The sequence below is a fragment of the Bacillus sp. AL-1R genome, assembly GCF_052180195.1.
Classification (GTDB): Bacteria; Bacillota; Bacilli; order Bacillales; family Bacillaceae_G; genus Gottfriedia.
The window spans coordinates 1,359,468-1,376,451 of record NZ_CP197469.1 but is presented as its reverse complement, the minus strand read 5'-3'; the positions used below and the strand labels follow the sequence as shown (position 1 = coordinate 1,376,451).

17 protein-coding genes are annotated in these 16,984 nt (G+C 31.7%); 4 read left to right on the top strand and 13 right to left on the bottom strand.

The window, feature by feature from the left end:
- The first annotated feature begins 93 nt into the window (after window positions 1–93).
- Window positions 94–1,254, top strand: coding sequence for an aminotransferase A (locus tag ACSBO6_RS06345; protein WP_098846954.1), 1,161 nt, complete (start codon window positions 94–96; stop codon window positions 1,252–1,254).
- Between the two features lie 40 nt (window positions 1,255–1,294).
- Here ACSBO6_RS06345 and ACSBO6_RS06340 read toward each other — a convergent pair whose 3' ends face one another.
- Window positions 1,295–1,744, bottom strand: coding sequence for an RDD family protein (locus ACSBO6_RS06340; RefSeq protein WP_498844381.1), 450 nt, complete (start codon window positions 1,742–1,744; stop codon window positions 1,295–1,297).
- Between the two features lie 22 nt (window positions 1,745–1,766).
- A complete protein-coding gene (locus ACSBO6_RS06335; RefSeq protein WP_498844655.1) occupies window positions 1,767–2,657 on the bottom strand; it encodes an NAD(P)-dependent oxidoreductase in 891 nt (296 codons plus the stop codon).
- 224 nt (window positions 2,658–2,881) lie between these two features.
- On the opposite strand from ACSBO6_RS06335, the gene ACSBO6_RS06330 reads away from it, so the two are divergent.
- Complete coding sequence (locus ACSBO6_RS06330) at window positions 2,882–3,496, top strand: nitroreductase family protein (protein ID WP_098846952.1); 615 nt, start codon at window positions 2,882–2,884, stop codon at window positions 3,494–3,496.
- A 61-nt stretch (window positions 3,497–3,557) separates the two neighbouring features.
- Here ACSBO6_RS06330 and ACSBO6_RS06325 read toward each other — a convergent pair whose 3' ends face one another.
- The 5 genes from ACSBO6_RS06325 to glcT form a co-directional block, all read right to left on the bottom strand.
- Complete coding sequence (locus ACSBO6_RS06325) at window positions 3,558–3,857, bottom strand: ArsR/SmtB family transcription factor (RefSeq protein WP_098846951.1); 300 nt, start codon at window positions 3,855–3,857, stop codon at window positions 3,558–3,560.
- A 159-nt stretch (window positions 3,858–4,016) separates the two neighbouring features.
- Window positions 4,017–5,726, bottom strand: coding sequence for a phosphoenolpyruvate--protein phosphotransferase (gene ptsP, locus ACSBO6_RS06320; RefSeq protein ID WP_498844380.1), 1,710 nt, complete (start codon window positions 5,724–5,726; stop codon window positions 4,017–4,019).
- Window positions 5,726–5,989: a phosphocarrier protein HPr gene (locus ACSBO6_RS06315; RefSeq protein ID WP_098846949.1), complete on the bottom strand. Its 264-nt coding sequence runs from the start codon at window positions 5,987–5,989 to the stop codon at window positions 5,726–5,728. Before ACSBO6_RS06315 ends, ptsP begins: the two co-directional genes overlap by 1 nt.
- A gap of 142 nt (window positions 5,990–6,131) precedes the next feature.
- On the bottom strand, window positions 6,132–8,183 hold the full coding sequence (gene ptsG / locus ACSBO6_RS06310) for a glucose-specific PTS transporter subunit IIBC (protein ID WP_498844379.1): 2,052 nt from the start codon (window positions 8,181–8,183) through the stop codon (window positions 6,132–6,134).
- A 289-nt stretch (window positions 8,184–8,472) separates the two neighbouring features.
- Window positions 8,473–9,324 carry a glucose PTS transporter transcription antiterminator GlcT gene (gene glcT, locus ACSBO6_RS06305; protein WP_098847024.1) on the bottom strand — a complete coding sequence of 284 codons (852 nt, stop codon included), beginning with the start codon at window positions 9,322–9,324 and terminating at the stop codon, window positions 8,473–8,475.
- A gap of 187 nt (window positions 9,325–9,511) precedes the next feature.
- Here glcT and ACSBO6_RS06300 point away from each other — a divergent pair, with 187 nt between their 5' ends.
- Window positions 9,512–10,294 carry a Cof-type HAD-IIB family hydrolase gene (locus tag ACSBO6_RS06300; RefSeq protein WP_098846947.1) on the top strand — a complete coding sequence of 261 codons (783 nt, stop codon included), beginning with the start codon at window positions 9,512–9,514 and terminating at the stop codon, window positions 10,292–10,294.
- Window positions 10,295–10,488: 194 nt separating this feature from the next.
- Here ACSBO6_RS06300 and ACSBO6_RS06295 read toward each other — a convergent pair whose 3' ends face one another.
- The 6 genes from ACSBO6_RS06295 to ACSBO6_RS06270 form a co-directional block, all read right to left on the bottom strand.
- On the bottom strand, window positions 10,489–11,226 hold the full coding sequence (locus tag ACSBO6_RS06295) for a GntR family transcriptional regulator (protein ID WP_098846946.1): 738 nt from the start codon (window positions 11,224–11,226) through the stop codon (window positions 10,489–10,491).
- A complete protein-coding gene (gene nagB, locus ACSBO6_RS06290; protein ID WP_498844378.1) occupies window positions 11,226–11,936 on the bottom strand; it encodes a glucosamine-6-phosphate deaminase in 711 nt (236 codons plus the stop codon). The genes ACSBO6_RS06295 and nagB overlap by 1 nt, the downstream gene beginning before the upstream one ends.
- Entirely contained in the window at window positions 11,933–13,069 is a 1,137-nt protein-coding gene (gene nagA, locus ACSBO6_RS06285; protein ID WP_098846945.1) for an N-acetylglucosamine-6-phosphate deacetylase, read from the bottom strand. The genes nagB and nagA overlap by 4 nt, the downstream gene beginning before the upstream one ends.
- 214 nt (window positions 13,070–13,283) lie before the next feature.
- The gene (locus ACSBO6_RS06280; RefSeq protein ID WP_498844377.1) at window positions 13,284–14,171 is read right to left on the bottom strand and encodes a ComEC/Rec2 family competence protein; all 888 of its coding nucleotides are present in this window, start codon (window positions 14,169–14,171) and stop codon (window positions 13,284–13,286) included.
- A gap of 189 nt (window positions 14,172–14,360) precedes the next feature.
- Window positions 14,361–15,182, bottom strand: a complete 822-nt coding sequence (locus ACSBO6_RS06275; protein ID WP_098846943.1) for an HAD family hydrolase — start codon at window positions 15,180–15,182, stop codon at window positions 14,361–14,363.
- A gap of 10 nt (window positions 15,183–15,192) precedes the next feature.
- Window positions 15,193–15,921 (bottom strand): hypothetical protein, encoded by a 729-nt coding sequence (locus ACSBO6_RS06270; protein ID WP_098846942.1) that lies wholly within the window; start codon window positions 15,919–15,921, stop codon window positions 15,193–15,195.
- 304 nt (window positions 15,922–16,225) lie between these two features.
- Between ACSBO6_RS06270 and deoD the strand changes: the two genes are divergently transcribed.
- On the top strand, window positions 16,226–16,930 hold the full coding sequence (deoD, locus tag ACSBO6_RS06265; RefSeq protein WP_498844376.1) for a purine-nucleoside phosphorylase: 705 nt from the start codon (window positions 16,226–16,228) through the stop codon (window positions 16,928–16,930).
- Window positions 16,931–16,984 lie beyond the last annotated feature (54 nt).

Here is a 16,984-nt window from a genome sequence, read left to right as displayed (position 1 = left end):
TTATATGGTAAAATGAAGGAAATTTCATTGAATTGATAGTTCGATTAAAAAATTTTAATTTACATATAAAAATAATAAGTTGAGGGATTTAAAATGAACCGATTTATAAACGAAAGTGTAAAAGAAATACAAATCTCTGGTATTAGAAAATTTGCCCAAAAAATTGAAAAATATGATAATGTTATTGCATTAACATTAGGCCAACCTGATTTTCCAACTCCAGCGCCTATTAAAGAAGCTGCTATTTCTGCAATTAATCAAAATCATACAGTCTATACTCCTAATGCAGGACTGCCAGCACTTAGAAATGCTGCTTCTAACTTTTTAAAGCAAAAATATTCGCTATCATATGATCCAACAAATGAAGTAATCGTTACTGTAGGGGCTAGTCAGGCACTTGATGTTACATTTAGAACAATCCTTAACGAAGAATGTGAGGTTATTTTACCTGCACCAATCTACCCTGGCTATGCACCTATTATTCAAACATGTGGGGCAACTCCAGTCTTTGTAGATACATCTAATAGTGGTTTTAAAATTACTCCTGAATTATTGGAAGAACATATTACTGAAAAAACACGTTGTATTGTTTTACCTTATCCAAATAACCCAACAGGCGTCACATTAACGAAAGAGGAACTTGAGAATTTAGCTAACTATTTATCTCAGAAAGATTTGTTCATTTTATCAGACGAAATATATAGTGAACTGACATATGATTCTACTCATACATCAATTGCAAGTTACCCTGGAATGAGAGAAAAAACAATTGTCATAAACGGTCTTAGTAAATCTCACTCTATGACTGGTTGGAGAATTGGATTTATCTATGCACCTGCTTACTTAGCACAAGAAATCTTAAAAGTACATCAGTATAATGTATCATGCGCTACATCAATATCTCAATATGCAGCAATTGCAGCTTTAACTGATTGTATTGATTCACCAATGGAAATGGCTAAGGAATATAAAATAAGACGTAATTATATGATTAATCGATTAGAGATGATGGGGCTACCTTGTATTAAGCCAGAAGGTGCATTTTATTTATTCCCATCAATTAAAGAATTCAACATGCCTTCTATGGAATTTGCACTAAATCTAGTAGAAAAACATAATCTAGCGGTTATTCCTGGAGAAGCTTTTTCTGAATATGGAGATTCATCTATTCGATTATCTTACGCTTATTCAATGAAAGAATTAGAAATTGCATGTGATCGATTAGAAGAGTTTGTAACGAGTCTTAGAAATTAAAAAAAGCAGGGGAAGAATTACAAATCTTCCCCTGCTTTTTTTATCTAGCTTGTATTACGCTTGTTTTGAATAACAAGTCCTGAATGGTTTTATGATCTTTTCTAAATAGCATTAAATAGACATTAACAATTAATGGTACACCTAAAAATAAAACTGATATAGCTGCGATAAAAATAAAACGAATGAAAAATAAGATCATTGTCGTTTCTTCATAGTTATCTTTTATCATTTTAATAGCTAAAAATCTTTGACCAAATGTCATTCCTTTATTAAATTTTGGAACAACTACAAATAATATGATCATTATAATTGAAATAACGATTAAATCGACCGTTGAGTTTCCTGATGTAGAATTAAAACGACTTAATATCTTCTCAGGATTCATCGTAATAATCGCGATAATGATCCCATACGCTACTGAAATAATAAACGTATCGATTAAAAACGCACTTAATCGTTGATAAAACTTTGCAAGTTGAAAATTCTGCACTTGTTAACCTCTATTCATTATATTATTGAATGTGGTGAGACGGATCGTATAAAGTATAAAGTGCTTGCGTTCCTTTTTCATCTAATCCATTTTTAGACAGTTCGTCATAGCATTTTTTTGCAAGTAAAAGTCCTGGTAGATTTAATTCCATCTTCTCTGCCTCTTCAATTGCGATTCCCATATCTTTTATAAAATGTTTAATATAAAATCCTGGTTCGAAATCACCTTTTAAAACACGAGGTGCTAGATTAGATAATGACCAACTACCTGCTGCACCAGTAGAAATACTTCCTAATACTTTTTCACCGTCTAATCCAGCTTTTGAAGCATATGCAAGTGCTTCACAAACGCCTAACATACCAGAAGCTATTGCAATTTGATTACACATTTTTACATGCTGCCCACTACCAGCATTTCCATGATAAGCAATATTTTTTCCTAAAACATCAAATAAGCTGGTCATTTTATGAAAAGTTTCTTCTTCTCCTCCAACCATAATCGCTAATCTAGCTTCTCTTGCACCTAAATCCCCACCTGACACAGGTGCATCTAATGATGACATACCTAATGACTTTGTATGCTCATCAATTTTTTTGGCTAAAGTTGGTGTTGAAGTTGTAAAGTCGATAAATGTAGTCCCCTTTGAAGCCGATTGGATGATCCCATTTTCGCCAAAATATACTTCTTCTAAATCACTTGGATAGCCGACCATCGTACAAATTACCTGACAATTTGGAGCTAATTCTTTCGGTGTATCATACCAAATTGCCCCTAAATCAATTAACTCACTTGCTTTTTCTTTTGTACGGTTATAAATATGTAATTTCGCACCTGCATTGATTAAATGCTTTGCCATACTTTTACCCATAACACCAATACCGATAAATCCAATTTGCAAATCTTTTAAACTAATTGCTCCCATTTTTTCCACACCCCTCATTGAATATCCACATATAAAATTACCATAAAAATAACTAATTAAAAAGATTGAGCTAACTAAGTAAACTAAATATTATTTCAAAATTATATTTAGTTTATTTCAATACTAATTTGTTGACTCTAATAATGGAACTTTTCTATATTAAATAAGTACATAAAAATGTATCTAATTCACCTAATTTTTGGAGGTATTTTCATATGAAAAATGAACAATTTTTTGAAATGATTAAAGAACGAAACTCTACTAGAGTATTCGATTCATCTACTGAAATCAGTAGTAGCGAAATTACTGAACTTCTTGATGCTGCAATGACTGCACCATCTGCTTGGAATTTACAACATTGGAAATTCGTTGTATTCCATGGTGAGAATGCGCAAGGTAAATTATTACCTGTTGCATATAACCAAGGCCAGATCAAAGATGCTTCTTGTGTAATTGCTGTATTGGCCGATACACAATCAGCCAAAAATGTTGACTTAGTTTTTGGACCTGCAGTTGAAGCTGGTTATATGACCCAAGAAGCAAAAGACAAATTAAAAGCAAACGTTGAAAATGCGTATGCAACAGAGCAACGCAATCGTGAACAAGGAATCTTGAATTCATCTCTTGCTGCTATGCAATTAATAATGGCTGCTTCTGCAAAAGGTTGGAATACTTGTGCAATCGGTGGATTTAATGAACAAGCATTTAAAGAAAATTTCTTAACAGATGATCGCTATATTCCAACGATGTTGATTGCCATTGGTAAAGAAAAGGTACCTGGACATCATACAACACGTTTTTCTGCAAAAGAAATGTCGATTTGGATTTAATCTTAAAATGAAAAGGGATTCTGACAAAAGTCGGAGTCCCTTTTATGTCATTTAAGTTTCATTAACAATGTTGTTCAACAGTAATGATTAATTTCTTAAGTAATTCTAAAGAAGAATCAATTGCTAATGAATAGTATCTATGAGTACCTTTTTGCTCAATTTGTACTAAATGATTATCACGTAATATCTTTAAATGGTGCGATATAGCGGGTCTAGATAATGAAGTTTTTTCTGTAATTTCATTAACAGTTAGCGCTTCACCTTCTGATAACATTAAAATGATATCCTGTCTGTAAGGATCGCTTAACGCTTGGAACAACGGAATACATTCTCTAAATACTTCAACTGCTTCTTTACTCAAATCTTCCACCTACTTTTATTATCCAAAAATAATCTTATTCGTTTAATAATTTAAACATACACTAAATTAAAGAAGTGAATTTGTCAACAGTAGGCGTTTTTTATTCAGAATCAAATATAATCTTAAAAATAAAACAACAGGTTTCCCTGTTGTTTTAAATTAAATGCTATTTACTAAATTAACAACTTCTTCAGCTGTAGACATAGATAAAGCTTTTTGTGCTAATAATTCCATCTCAGCTTTAGAAAGTTTAGCCATTTGACTACGAGCAGGTAGGATAGAAGTAGCACTCATAGAAAATTCGTGTAAGCCTAATCCTACAAGTAAAGGAATAGCTAATGCATCTCCAGCCATCTCTCCACACATTCCAGCCCATTTACCTTCTTTGTTTGCAGCATCGATTACCATTTTAACTAATCTTAAAATAGATGGGTTATATGGTTGATATAAATATGAAACTTGTTCATTCATTCGATCAGCAGCCATTGTATATTGGATTAAATCGTTTGTCCCGATACTAAAGAAGTCAACTTCCTTAGCAAATACATCTGCTAGAACAGCAGAAGCAGGAATCTCTACCATCATACCAATTTCAATATTGTCTGAAACTTGAACATTTTCTTTTACTAATTGTTCTTTTTCTTCTAATAAAACAGCTTTTGCAGCTCTGAACTCATCTAAAGTTGCAATCATTGGGAACATAATTTTCAAATTACCATATACACTAGCACGAAGTAATGCACGTAATTGAGTACGGAATATGTCCTTTTGATCTAAACATAAACGAATCGCTCGGTATCCTAAGAATGGATTCATTTCTTTTGGTAAGTGTAAATAAGATAATTCTTTATCTCCACCGATATCTAGTGTTCTTACTACTACCGGCTTATCACCCATACTTTCAAGAACTGATTTGTATGATTCAAACTGCTCTTCTTCTGATGGGAAGTTATCGCGTCCCATATATAGGAACTCAGTACGGTAAAGACCTACACCTTCACCACCATTATTGATAACGCCTTCTACATCATTTGGTGTACCAATATTAGCTACTAACTCAACATGATGTCCATCTTTCGTTACAGTTGGTTCATTTTTCAGTTTAGCCCATTCAATTTTTTGAAGCTCGAATTTTTCTTTTTTAGCTTTATACTCTTCTAATTCTTCATTAGAAGGATCTACTATTACATGGCCATCTAATCCATCTACAATGACCATTACGCCATTTTCGATTTTACTTGTCACTTCTTTTGTCCCTACAACAGCAGGAATTTCAAGAGAACGAGCCATAATCGCTGAGTGAGAAGTACGACCACCAATATCAGTAGTAAAACCTAACGCATATTTACGATTTAATTGTGCTGTATCAGATGGTGTTAAATCTTCTGCAATAATAATAACTTCCTCAGTAATATTTGCAGGGTTAGAAATTGTAACACCTAAAAGATGCGCCATTACACGTTTCGTAACATCGCGGATATCTGCAGCACGTTCCTTCATATATTCATTATCCATGCTTTCAAACATTTGAACGAACATTGAAGCAACTTCATTCATAGCAAAATCAGCGTTGACACTTTCAGACTTAATTTTATCTTTAACTGGGTTAACTAGCTCTGGATCATTTAAAACTAAGATGTGCGCAGAAAAGATTGCAGCTTTATCTTCACCAAGTTCAGCATTCGCATGATCACGAATTTTTTCTAATTCAGTGTTAGAAACTTGAATGGCATTGTCAAGTTTAGCTATTTCAGCATCAATATCTGAAATTTGCTTTTTAACAATGTTTAATTCAGGATTTTCTAAACGAAATGCTTTTGCAATCGCAATTCCACTAGAAGCGGCAATACCTTTAATATGTAAAGACATTATTCGCCTAATCCTTCTTTTTTCATTGTATCTTCGATTGCAGCAAGTGCTTGATCTGCATCTTCACCGTTAGCAGTAATTTTGATCTCAGTTCCTTGTTGAATTCCTAAAGACATTACACCCATGATTGATTTTAAGTTAACTGTTTTACCATTATACTCAAGATTGATATCTGAATTAAATTTACCTGCTACATTTACTAATAATGTTGCTGGACGAGCGTGGATTCCAGAATCAGCTGTTACTTTAAAAGTTTTTTCCATAATAATTTATCTCCTTTGTGATTAAATCTACATTTTTGGTATAGACGTTTGGCCTACTCTAAATATTCTATTAAAAGGGGTGCATAGTGTCAACTATACTACCCCTTTTAAAATCAAACATTTTTCGTCTATTTAATTAGATTTATTTAATCTTAATGATGCCTACTTCACCTTTTGATTGCTTACCTGGTTTTTCGATTACAACTTGTTGTCCTTCACTTAAATTTGTAAATACAACTGGTGTAATTGTAGACGGTGCATTTTCACGAATAAAGTGTAAATCAATTTTAACTAATTGTTGACCTTTAGTTACTTTCTCACCTTGTGATACCAGTACTTCAAAGCCTTCACCATTTAGTTTTACAGTATCGATTCCGATATGAATTAAAATTTCTTTTCCACCATTTGATAAAATACCAATCGCATGTTTTGTTGGGAATACATTTACAATTTCCCCATCTACAGGAGATACAACTGTACCTTCTGAAGGAATAATCGCAAATCCATCACCCATCATTTTTCCAGAAAATACCTGGTCTGGTACTTCTGTAATTGGGATGATTTCTCCTTCAATTGGATTAATAATCGCCTCTTCAATCGCAGTATCTACTGCTGATGCTGTTTCTTTATGTGCCTCTTGACTAACAACCGGTGTTTTTCCAGTCATAATGTCTTTAATTTGTGATTTTAATGTATCTGATTTAGGTCCAAAGATTGCTTGAATATTATTTCCAACCTCAAGAACTCCAGCGGCACCTAATGCTTTTAAGCGATTTTTATTTACTTCGTCTTTTGAATTAACTTGTACTCGTAATCGTGTGATACATGCATCTAATGAAGAAATATTACTTTTTCCACCTAAAGCTTGTAAAATTTCATATGGTAATTCATTAGCTGGCGTATTACTTGTAGTATCTTCAGCGATTGCATCTTCACGACCTGGCGTTTTTAAATTCCATTTTCTAATAGCAAATCTAAAACCGAAGTAGTAAATCACTGCTAATACTAAACCGACGATGATTACCCACCACCAGCCAGTTCTATTCGGTAAAACACCGAATAATAAGAAGTCGATTAAACCACCAGAGAACGTCATACCAATTTTAACATTTAATAATTGCATGATCATAAATGATAAACCAGCGAAGATTGCGTGTATTCCAAATAGTACTGGAGCAACAAATAAGAATGAGAATTCAATTGGCTCTGTAATACCTGTTAAGAATGAAGTTAACGCTGCTGATGCTAAAATACCACCAGCGATTTTTTTATTTTCAGGTTTTGCTTCATGATACATAGCTAATGCAGCAGCAGGTAGACCAAACATCATGAATGGGAATTTACCTACCATGAATGTACCAGCAGTTAATTTTACTCCGTCTTTTAATTGAGCGAAGAAGATTTTTTGATCCCCATGTACAACCAAACCAGTTTTATCAGTATATGAACCAAACTCAAACCAGAAAGGTGCATAGAAAATATGATGTAAACCAAATGGAATTAATGAACGCTCAATAACACCAAAAATAAATGCCGATAATGTTAAGTTCGCATCAATCATATTATGTGAAAATGTGTTTAAACCGTGCTGAATTGGTGGCCAAATAAAGCACATTAAAATACCAAGTAATACTGAAAACGCTGCAGTAGCAATTGGTACAAATCGTTTACCTGCAAAGAAACCTAAGTATGATGGTAAATCAATTTCAAAGAATTTATTGTAAGCCCATGCAGCTAAAATACCGACGATAATACCACCAAATACACCTGTTTGTAATGTAGGTATACCTAATACAAACGCAAATGATGGATCATCAAATTTAGCAATATTTAATGCTTTATCTAAAACAACATATTGTCCAACATCTTTGAACACACTCATTGTTTTATTCATAATTAGGAATCCGACGATTGCTGCTAAACCTGCAACACCTTCTCCTCCTGCTAAACCAACGGCAACACCTACTGCAAATAATAATGCCAAATTACCAAAAATGATGTCACCTGATTGTTCCATAACTTTTGCTACTAGTTGGAACCATTGTGCATCAAGAAACGGTAAATACTTTAATGTTTGTGGATTTTGAAATGCATTACCAAATGCAAGTAACAATCCGGCAGCTGGCAAAATTGCAACAGGAAGCATAAGCGCTTTACCAACTTTTTGTAAAACTCCAAAGATCTTCTTAAACATTGTTTTCCTCCTTTTATCCAAACAAAAAAGGCATGAGCAGAAAAAATGAGATTATTGAATCCTGGATATAGTTTCCCCTACCCAAGTATAATAATTCACATTTTTTCAACTCATGCCTGATCGAATCAGTAACACGTATAATGTGTACTCTATTCAATTATGTTTTAATATGATTTCGCTTTCATTATATCTATAGATTTTAAAAATATCAAGTCAAAAAACTTATCAATTTTTAATATTTTTTTACTATGTTAAAAAAAGCGCTAAATTGTTGTTTAGGCTTATTGAATTATTTTTTAATTTTACTTTGAACAAGTCGTTCTAAGTGTAAGGTTAAGTAGATTACTTCGGCTTCACTTGCTTTTTTATTTAATGAAGCTTGGATTGACTTTAAAATTTTCCATGCTAAATCATAGCAGATGGGGTATTCTTTTTTTAAGATAATACCTAAAGCTGGTGACTCTTCAGATGAATTACCATGAAAAATACGGTCAATTAAAAATCGCAAATGACGAACTAATCTTGAATAGTGAATACTTTCTTTATCAATTTCAATTTGTAAATATTCTTCTATATAGATTACTAAATCTTTAATAATCTGAGAGAACTTATTTACATCCGATAGAACTTCCATCGATAAATTACTAACGATATGGAGAGTTACAAACCCTACTTCTTCAATCGGTAAATTTATATCAATTTCTTTATTTATCAAATCAATTACTTCTTGTGCAATTTTAAAATACTCTGGATACATTGCTTTCGTTTCCTGTAAAAACGGATTATCAACATTATAACCTTCTCGAATACGCTTAATCGCAAATATTAAGTGGTCTGTTAACCCGATATGAATTTGCTCATTTAATGTACATCCTGTTCTTTCAGAAATTAAATAGATCGCCTGCTGTAGCGTACCCATTAATTTTTCATCCATAAAGTTAATTAGTGATTTATATTGTTTTTGTTTTTGTTCATCTTTTAAAATAAACATTTTTTCTACTACACCTTCGGAAATTAAATCTCCTCTAGTTTTATTAAAACCGATGCCTTTACCTAACAAAACTACTTCTGTATGATCGGGATTTTTCGCTATTAAAACATTATTATTAAGAACTTTTTTGATTGTGTAACATACTGACATCTCTGACATTATTTTTATCACCCCCAAGTTTAAAAAATCGCTTATATATCATAACATAATTTTTCTGAAAAAGTTAAAACACAGTTTAAGTTTTGTAAATTAATCATTTTTTTTTTGATTATCTATTATATTAGGATAGAATAGAAAAGTAAAAAGTATAATATAAATTGAGTAGGAGTTAAAAATAATGATTAAGTTATTTGTTAGTGATCTAGATGGGACAATGTTTCATCAAGGGCAACTATTTGAACATGATGTAGAAGCATTAAAAAAACTTCTAGATCAAGGTGTCTTATTATGTTTTGCTTCCGGACGCTTAGATTATGAAATCGTAAAAATCATGGAAAGCTTAGAAGGTAATTTTCACCGTATTAGTATGAATGGAACTTATATTTATTCAAATGATGGCGAAGCATTGTTAGATGCTACCTTTCATCCAAGTGTAATTGACAGAGTTTATGAAATGATTTCTAACGATAAATTTTTAATTTACGTAGCGGACAATTCAACATACTATATTGAAGAGAAAACTGATTTAGTGAAAGAAATCGAAAAAAACTCTAGCATGAAAACAATTGAATTAAAAACACTAAAAACTGATTTAGGTAAATCAATCACACCAAAAAAATATGTAGTTTTAGGTGAAGATGAGGACTTACTTGAACTTCAAAAAGAATTACAAAAAGAATTACCTGAATTTGTAACTTCATTTATTTCTGCTAAAAATTGTTTAGATATCGTTCCAGTAAATGTTAGTAAAGGTTCAGCAATTCAAATATTAATCGAAAAATTAGGTATTAAACGAGATGAAATTGCTTGTATTGGTGATGCTTACAATGATATCTCTATGTTTGAACTAACTCCTCATAGCTTTGCAATGGAAAATGCTGACGATGAAGTTAAGAAATATGCTTCATATATTGTTCCTTCAGTAGCTGAAGCAGTTAATATTGTTTCACAAATTAAGTAAAATGAAAGGGTGCTAAATTGAGCACCCTTTTTTTATTGAAATATAATGTATGGGAGTCTTGTGATTTCGATTAATCAGATTGCTCTTTTTTATGAACCTCTTAATCGTTATAGTTCGATAATCATTTTACTGGATATTTTTCTAATGGCAGTTTCATCTAAAAAATGAAAAAAGAGTGCTAAAAAAGCACTCTTTTAACGATCAATATCAATTGTAAAACGATAACGATCAGCTCGGTAAATACAGCTTACATATTCAAGTGGGATTCCATCATTAATAAACGTTACTTGGTGTAATTCAAGTGCAGGAGAATCCTCTGCTACCTCAAGGATTAATGAATCTTTTTCTGTCATTAAAGATGCTTTAATCCATTTTGTAGCTTTTTCAATTGAATAACCTAATGTAACTTCAAAATATTCATATAAGGAATGATTTAGGACTTTTTCATCAATTCGATTTACTAATTTTTTTGGTAGGTACGTTGTTTCAATGGCAATGGGATGCTCATTTGCTAAGCGACATCTTTCAATTTTAAAAATTTCAGAGCCACTTTCAATTGATAACACTTCTGCTAAGTATTCATCAGCTTCAATTGTCGAAAAGCCAAGTAATTTATTAGTAGGGGTCAATCCTATGGATGTAATGTCCTCAGAAAAACTCCTTAATGATTTTAATGATTCCTCAACTTCAATTCCATCTTTTACTGATACAAACGTACCAATTCCGCGTTTCCGGCTTATTAATGATTCCTTTACAAGATTGTTTAATGCTTGTCTTATTGTCATCCTGCTTACATTTAACATCTCACTCAATGTTTGCTCAGAAGGAATTCGCTCACCAGGTTTCCATTCTCCTGAGTTAATTTTAAGCTTTAAAATTTCTTGTATTTGGAAATAAATCGGTAACGGTGAATTTTTATCTAGTTTTAACATTATTTATGACAAAGTGAGTAAGCTTCTTCATCAACAACAATTGTTACGTTGTTGTGGTTTTGGAGTGCAGTAGCAGGACAGTTAATATCTAATTTTCCATTTAACATTTCCTTGACTGCTTCAGCCTTTTTGATGCCTGAAGCTACTAAAATGATTTCTTTTGCTCTCATAATTGAACCAATTCCCATCGTTACTGCATGTGTAGGGACATCTTCCTCGTTCTCAAAATAAATTTTATTTGCGTTACGAGTTGATTCAGTAAGTTCTACAATATGAGTAGGTGTATCAAATGGTGTCCCAGGTTCATTAAATGCAATATGACCATTTTCACCTATTCCTAATAGTTGTAAATCAACAGGATGCTTTTGTAGTAATTCTTCATAATTTTTACAAGCTTCTTCTAGATTTTTTGTATTTCCATTTGGTAAATGGTTTTCTTTAAATTTTAAATGATTAAAAAGTTGTTCTGCCATATATGTGTGGTAGCTTGTTTGATCATCTTCTGCAAGTCCAACATATTCATCAAGATTTACAGTAATGACGTGTGATACATCTGGTTTACGAATACGGAAAAGTTCATAAATACCTAATGGAGAACCACCAGTAGCCAATCCTAAAGTGAATTCTTCTTTCCCTTCAAATGCCTTTACCATTTTTTCATATGCTACTTTTGATATTTCTTCTGCATTTTTTACTACGATTACGTTCATAAAGTCACCTCATTCATATTTTTACCTTGTCTAGTTGTATCAATAACGAAGAAATCAGGAGTCATTTGCACAAAATCAGCGTCTTTACCTGGTTCTAATGCTCCTTTATGTTTAAGACCAAACTCATTAGCTTGGTTTATTGAAGTCATTTGTACTGCTTCTTCAGGACTACATCCGGTAAAAGCCATAATGTTTCTGAATGCATCATCCATTTTTAAAATACTACCCGCAAGTGTTCCGTCTTCTAATCTTGCACTTTTATCCTTTACAAATACAGGTTGTCCACCTAATTCATACTTGCCCTCAGCTAACCCTTTTGCTCTCATCGCATCAGTAATTACGCTTATTTTCTTCGCACCTTTTAGGCGATAAGCAAGTTTTACCATATCAGGATGAATATGAATTCCATCAGGTATCACTTCTACCATTACTCTTTCATCAAGTAATACATGTCCAACAGTCCCTGCTTCACGATGATGCATAGGTCTCATTTGGTTGTATAAATGTGTAGCGTGGAAAATATTTCGACCTTCAAAATCTGATCTAATTGCATCTGAGTGACCTACTGTGCCAACTACATTAGTACGCTCTAGCTCTTTTTCTAACTCTATTGCACCTTCAACCTCAGGTGCATAAGTAACTAATTTGATTAGTCCACCAGAAGCTTCTTGCCACTCTTTAAATAGTTCAACGTCAGGGTTAATAATATATTCTAATGGCTGTGCTCCAGCTTTATTTTTATTAACAAACGGTCCTTCTAAATGAATATATTCAAAATGAGCACCAAGTTTTTTTGCTTCATTTAAAGATTTTAAAGCATTTTTAATATTTTCTTTCGATTGTGTCATGGTAGTCGGGAAGAATGTTGTTACCCCTTCCTTCATCATTTCTTTACTCATCCTTACCATTGAGTTTGGATCAGCATCCATTGCATCGACATCATATGCACCATGAATATGGACATCAATCATTCCAGGAATAATAACTGTCCCTTTTCCATCAATTATTTCTTCACCTTCATTTTCATAACCATTCATATGACCAAGAGATGAAATTTTTTCATTGTATCGAATATAGCCATTTTCAATTACTTCTTTACCTGTGTAAATTTTAACATTAATGATTGATTTCATTTACTCTCCTCTTTCCTTTGTCTAAGAAGTCTTCGTCAATACCCCAATATAGAAAGTAGTGTTTACTTAATCATCATTCACATTCATTTATATAAGTAGCTTGATTTCTTCATAACTATTTTATGATATATACTCCTAGTTGTCTATACTACTGATTCAAAAATAATAAATTAAATCACTTTTGACTAAAAAAAGAAGTATAGGTTTTTGTCCTTCATGGATCTACCAATACTTCTTCTTTTTCAATATATAATTTATGTCCATTTGTTGATAATTCGATATCTCCGAATTGGTCCGTTGTATATTGCTTAATTCCTAGGTGATTTAACCTCTTCATTACTGAACGATGAGGATGACCAAATAAATTAAATTTATCATATGAAAGAATTGCGACTGTAGGATTTACTGCAAATAAAAACGCTTCTGAAGTTGATGTTGATGATCCATGATGCGGAATTTTTAGTACTTGAGCATTGATATCCTCATTTTTAATTAACCTTTGTTCGGCTTTTCTTTCAATATCTCCAGTTAATAAAATTGAAATGTCATCATATTTTACCTTCAATACAATTGAACTATTATTATTTGTATACGATTTTTTCCCGCTATTTAAAACCGTGATATCGACATTTGGGTCAAGCATAATTTTTTCATTTAACTTTGCAATACTTATTGGAATATTCCTTTGATATGCTTCTTTCTTATATAAATAATAAGAATGTGAATTATATTTTTTCCCACTATCGAGGATTTTTGTGATTTTAACACTATTCATTACTTTTAATAACCCACCAATATGATCAATATCAGGATGTGTACTGACTAAGAGATCGATTTCATTTATATGTAGTCGTCTAAGTTTTTTTATAACCACTCCACCATGTTCCACGTCTCCTCCATCAATCAGTACCGTCTTACCATTTGGTAAAATCATAACCATGCTATCCCCTTGACCTACATCAAAAAAATAAATTAATAACGGATGAGTAATATAGCCGTAATTTGTCGTTCTTGCTTCACTATTTATATTTTGACTAAAAAATGCACTAAAAAAAATAAAGATAGAAAATATGAGAGAGTATCGTCTTCGATTTTTGTTCATTCACACTTCCTCCTAACATTATTTTCTCTAAGCAATTTCCAAAGTATGTATGAAGCACATAAAATAAAGATGGAAATTGAGTATACATCAAAGTGAAATACCAATTCAAATTATGTGTAAAAGATTAGTTAATCATGATAAAAAATCACAAAAAACTGTAAGCAATTTTTTGCTTACAGTTTTACCAAATTACTCAAATACTTCCTCTAGTTTTTTTACAACTAATAAGGAATCACTTACTTGTCTCGTTGTTTGATTTGTAATGTAAACCCCATGCATCCCCAATTTTAAAGCAGGAGAAATTTCATTAATGAAGTTATCACCAATTGAAACAATTTCATGTGGCTTAACATTGAACTGATTTATTATATTTTTAAAATGCTTTTCTGTTTCTAATGGTTTCTTACCATCCGTAATTTCTAAATGAAATAAATCATTTAAATTAAGTAGTTTCAGTAATCTAGTTACATCTGCTCGATCAGAGTTTGTTAACAATACTAACTTTTTTGAATCCTTAACTTTTTCTAATGCTTCTTTTAAACCTTTTATATAAGGAATACTAAACTCTTTTGTTGCCATATACTCCTTTGTTTTATCATAACAGTGATAAACATCTTTTGCACCGTAATGATAACTTGCTACTAAAGGAATCCACCATCCATCACCTACTGGGATATATGGTAATTCATAATTAATTTTTTCAAGATAATTTTCTGGAAGTTCATTTTTAGAAAGCAGCTGCCCTTCCCAAGTAAATACTTGAATTGGATTTAATGTAATTGGATCTAACGATATAATTAAATCATTTTTCGAATCATAAATTTTGCCTATAGTTAGTGCATGGTCATAATCTTTTATTTTTTGATAATCCTTTAAAAAAGAATCACGCTTTTCTGGACTTATCTCATTCGCAAGTAATTTGGCATAGTAATCGTAGTGCTCGGTACCATCATACAAAGTACCATCTAAATCAAAAACTAATACTTTTGAATTCATTAATAAATTGTGCATTTTCTACTCCTTAGCTGTCTTTGTCTTTTACGTCTAAAATAAAATTAAATGATTTTCGATCGTCATTTAATTTAAATTCATAAAATATTTTATACATACCTGCTTCAGGTAAATCAAGTTCATAGCTTACTTTTGATTGATTATTAGGATTGCTAATTAGCCTAAAATATGTTCCTTCTTCATTCATTATATAAAATTGCTGATCAGTAAATTTGGAACGTTTTTTAAATTGATCAAAATTAAATGTAATTTTACTCTTAGTTTTTGGAAGAATTGAAGTATAAAGTAGGGAAACTCTGTAATCATCAGTTTTTTTCGTTAAAATTGCAGTCGGAAATACTTCTCCTTTTTTGTTCTTTTGCTTTTGGAAAATCTTTGTATCAAGGGTTTGATTATGTATAAATATACTAACGTAATAAGGTATATCTTTCTTAAAGGAATACTTAAATGTAAAATGGTTATTCCCATTATAGACAGGTTCAATGACTTTATAGGAATTTAATTGATCTGTCGTAATAAATATTCTAATTTTTTCTCGTTGCAATGCATTCAATGATCTAGAAGATACCGTTACTTCTTGTAAGGTTTTTTTAGTCGATAGATTCCACTTTACTTTTTGAACTTTCAGTTGGCTAACATGGCTACTACTTGATAATATACTATGATTAACTAAACGATTGCTAATTAGTAGAATAATTAAGATAGCTACACATAGAGCAGCAATAAAACGAAATTTCATAGATCATTCTCCCTTAAAAAGTTAAAATTAATAATTTTTAGTTATTTCAAGAAAGCTAAAAATTCTAATTGTAAACTCTTTCAATATTTTATCACCTGTGCAATAATTAAAATTCGCCATAAATTATCTGTATTGGTTAATATTGTCTATGAATATTTTATTTCTATATTTAATATGTACTACGTCCATCTTACTTTTTCCTTTAAGTAGTGTTACAAATAAGAATGTTTTTTATTTAAATGTAGAAACTAACATACTGATAATGATGGGCTATATACAAACAGTTTTGAAGGAGGAGCATTAAATGAGTATACATATTGGTGCCGAACAAGGTGCAATTGCTGATAAAATTTTATTACCTGGTGATCCATTAAGAGCTAAATATATTGCAGAAACGTTTTTAGAAGATGTAGTTTGTTATAATGAAGTTCGCGGAATGCTTGGTTTTACTGGTACTTATAAAGGTCAAAGAATTTCCGTTCAAGGTACTGGAATGGGAATTCCTTCAATTGGGATTTATGTAAATGAATTGATTAATAGTTATGGTGTAAAAACGTTGATTCGTGTTGGCACTTGTGGTGGGCTTCAAAAAGATGTAAAAATTCGTGATGTCATTATTGCGATGACGACTTGTACAGATTCAAATATGAATCGTCAAACATTTCCTGGTTTCGATTATTCTCCTTGTGCTAGCTTTGATTTATTAAAGAAAGCGTATGAAGGTGCTGTGAATAAAGGATTAAATGTGAAAGTAGGAAATATTTTAACTTCTGATATTTTCTACCGAGATAGTATGGACATGTACGAAAAATTAGCGAATTACGGAGTTCTTGCTGTAGAGATGGAAACAACTGCATTATATACAATCGCAGCAAAACATAATGTAGACGCACTTACTGTTTTAACGGTAAGCGACCATATCTTCACTGGCGAAGAAACATCTGCACAAGAAAGACAAACTACTTTTAATGATATGATTGTCATCGCACTAGATGCAGCAATCGCTTAAGTTATTTAAAAGCCTGAGAACATAATCTCAGGCTTTTATTAATTAAAAAACTTA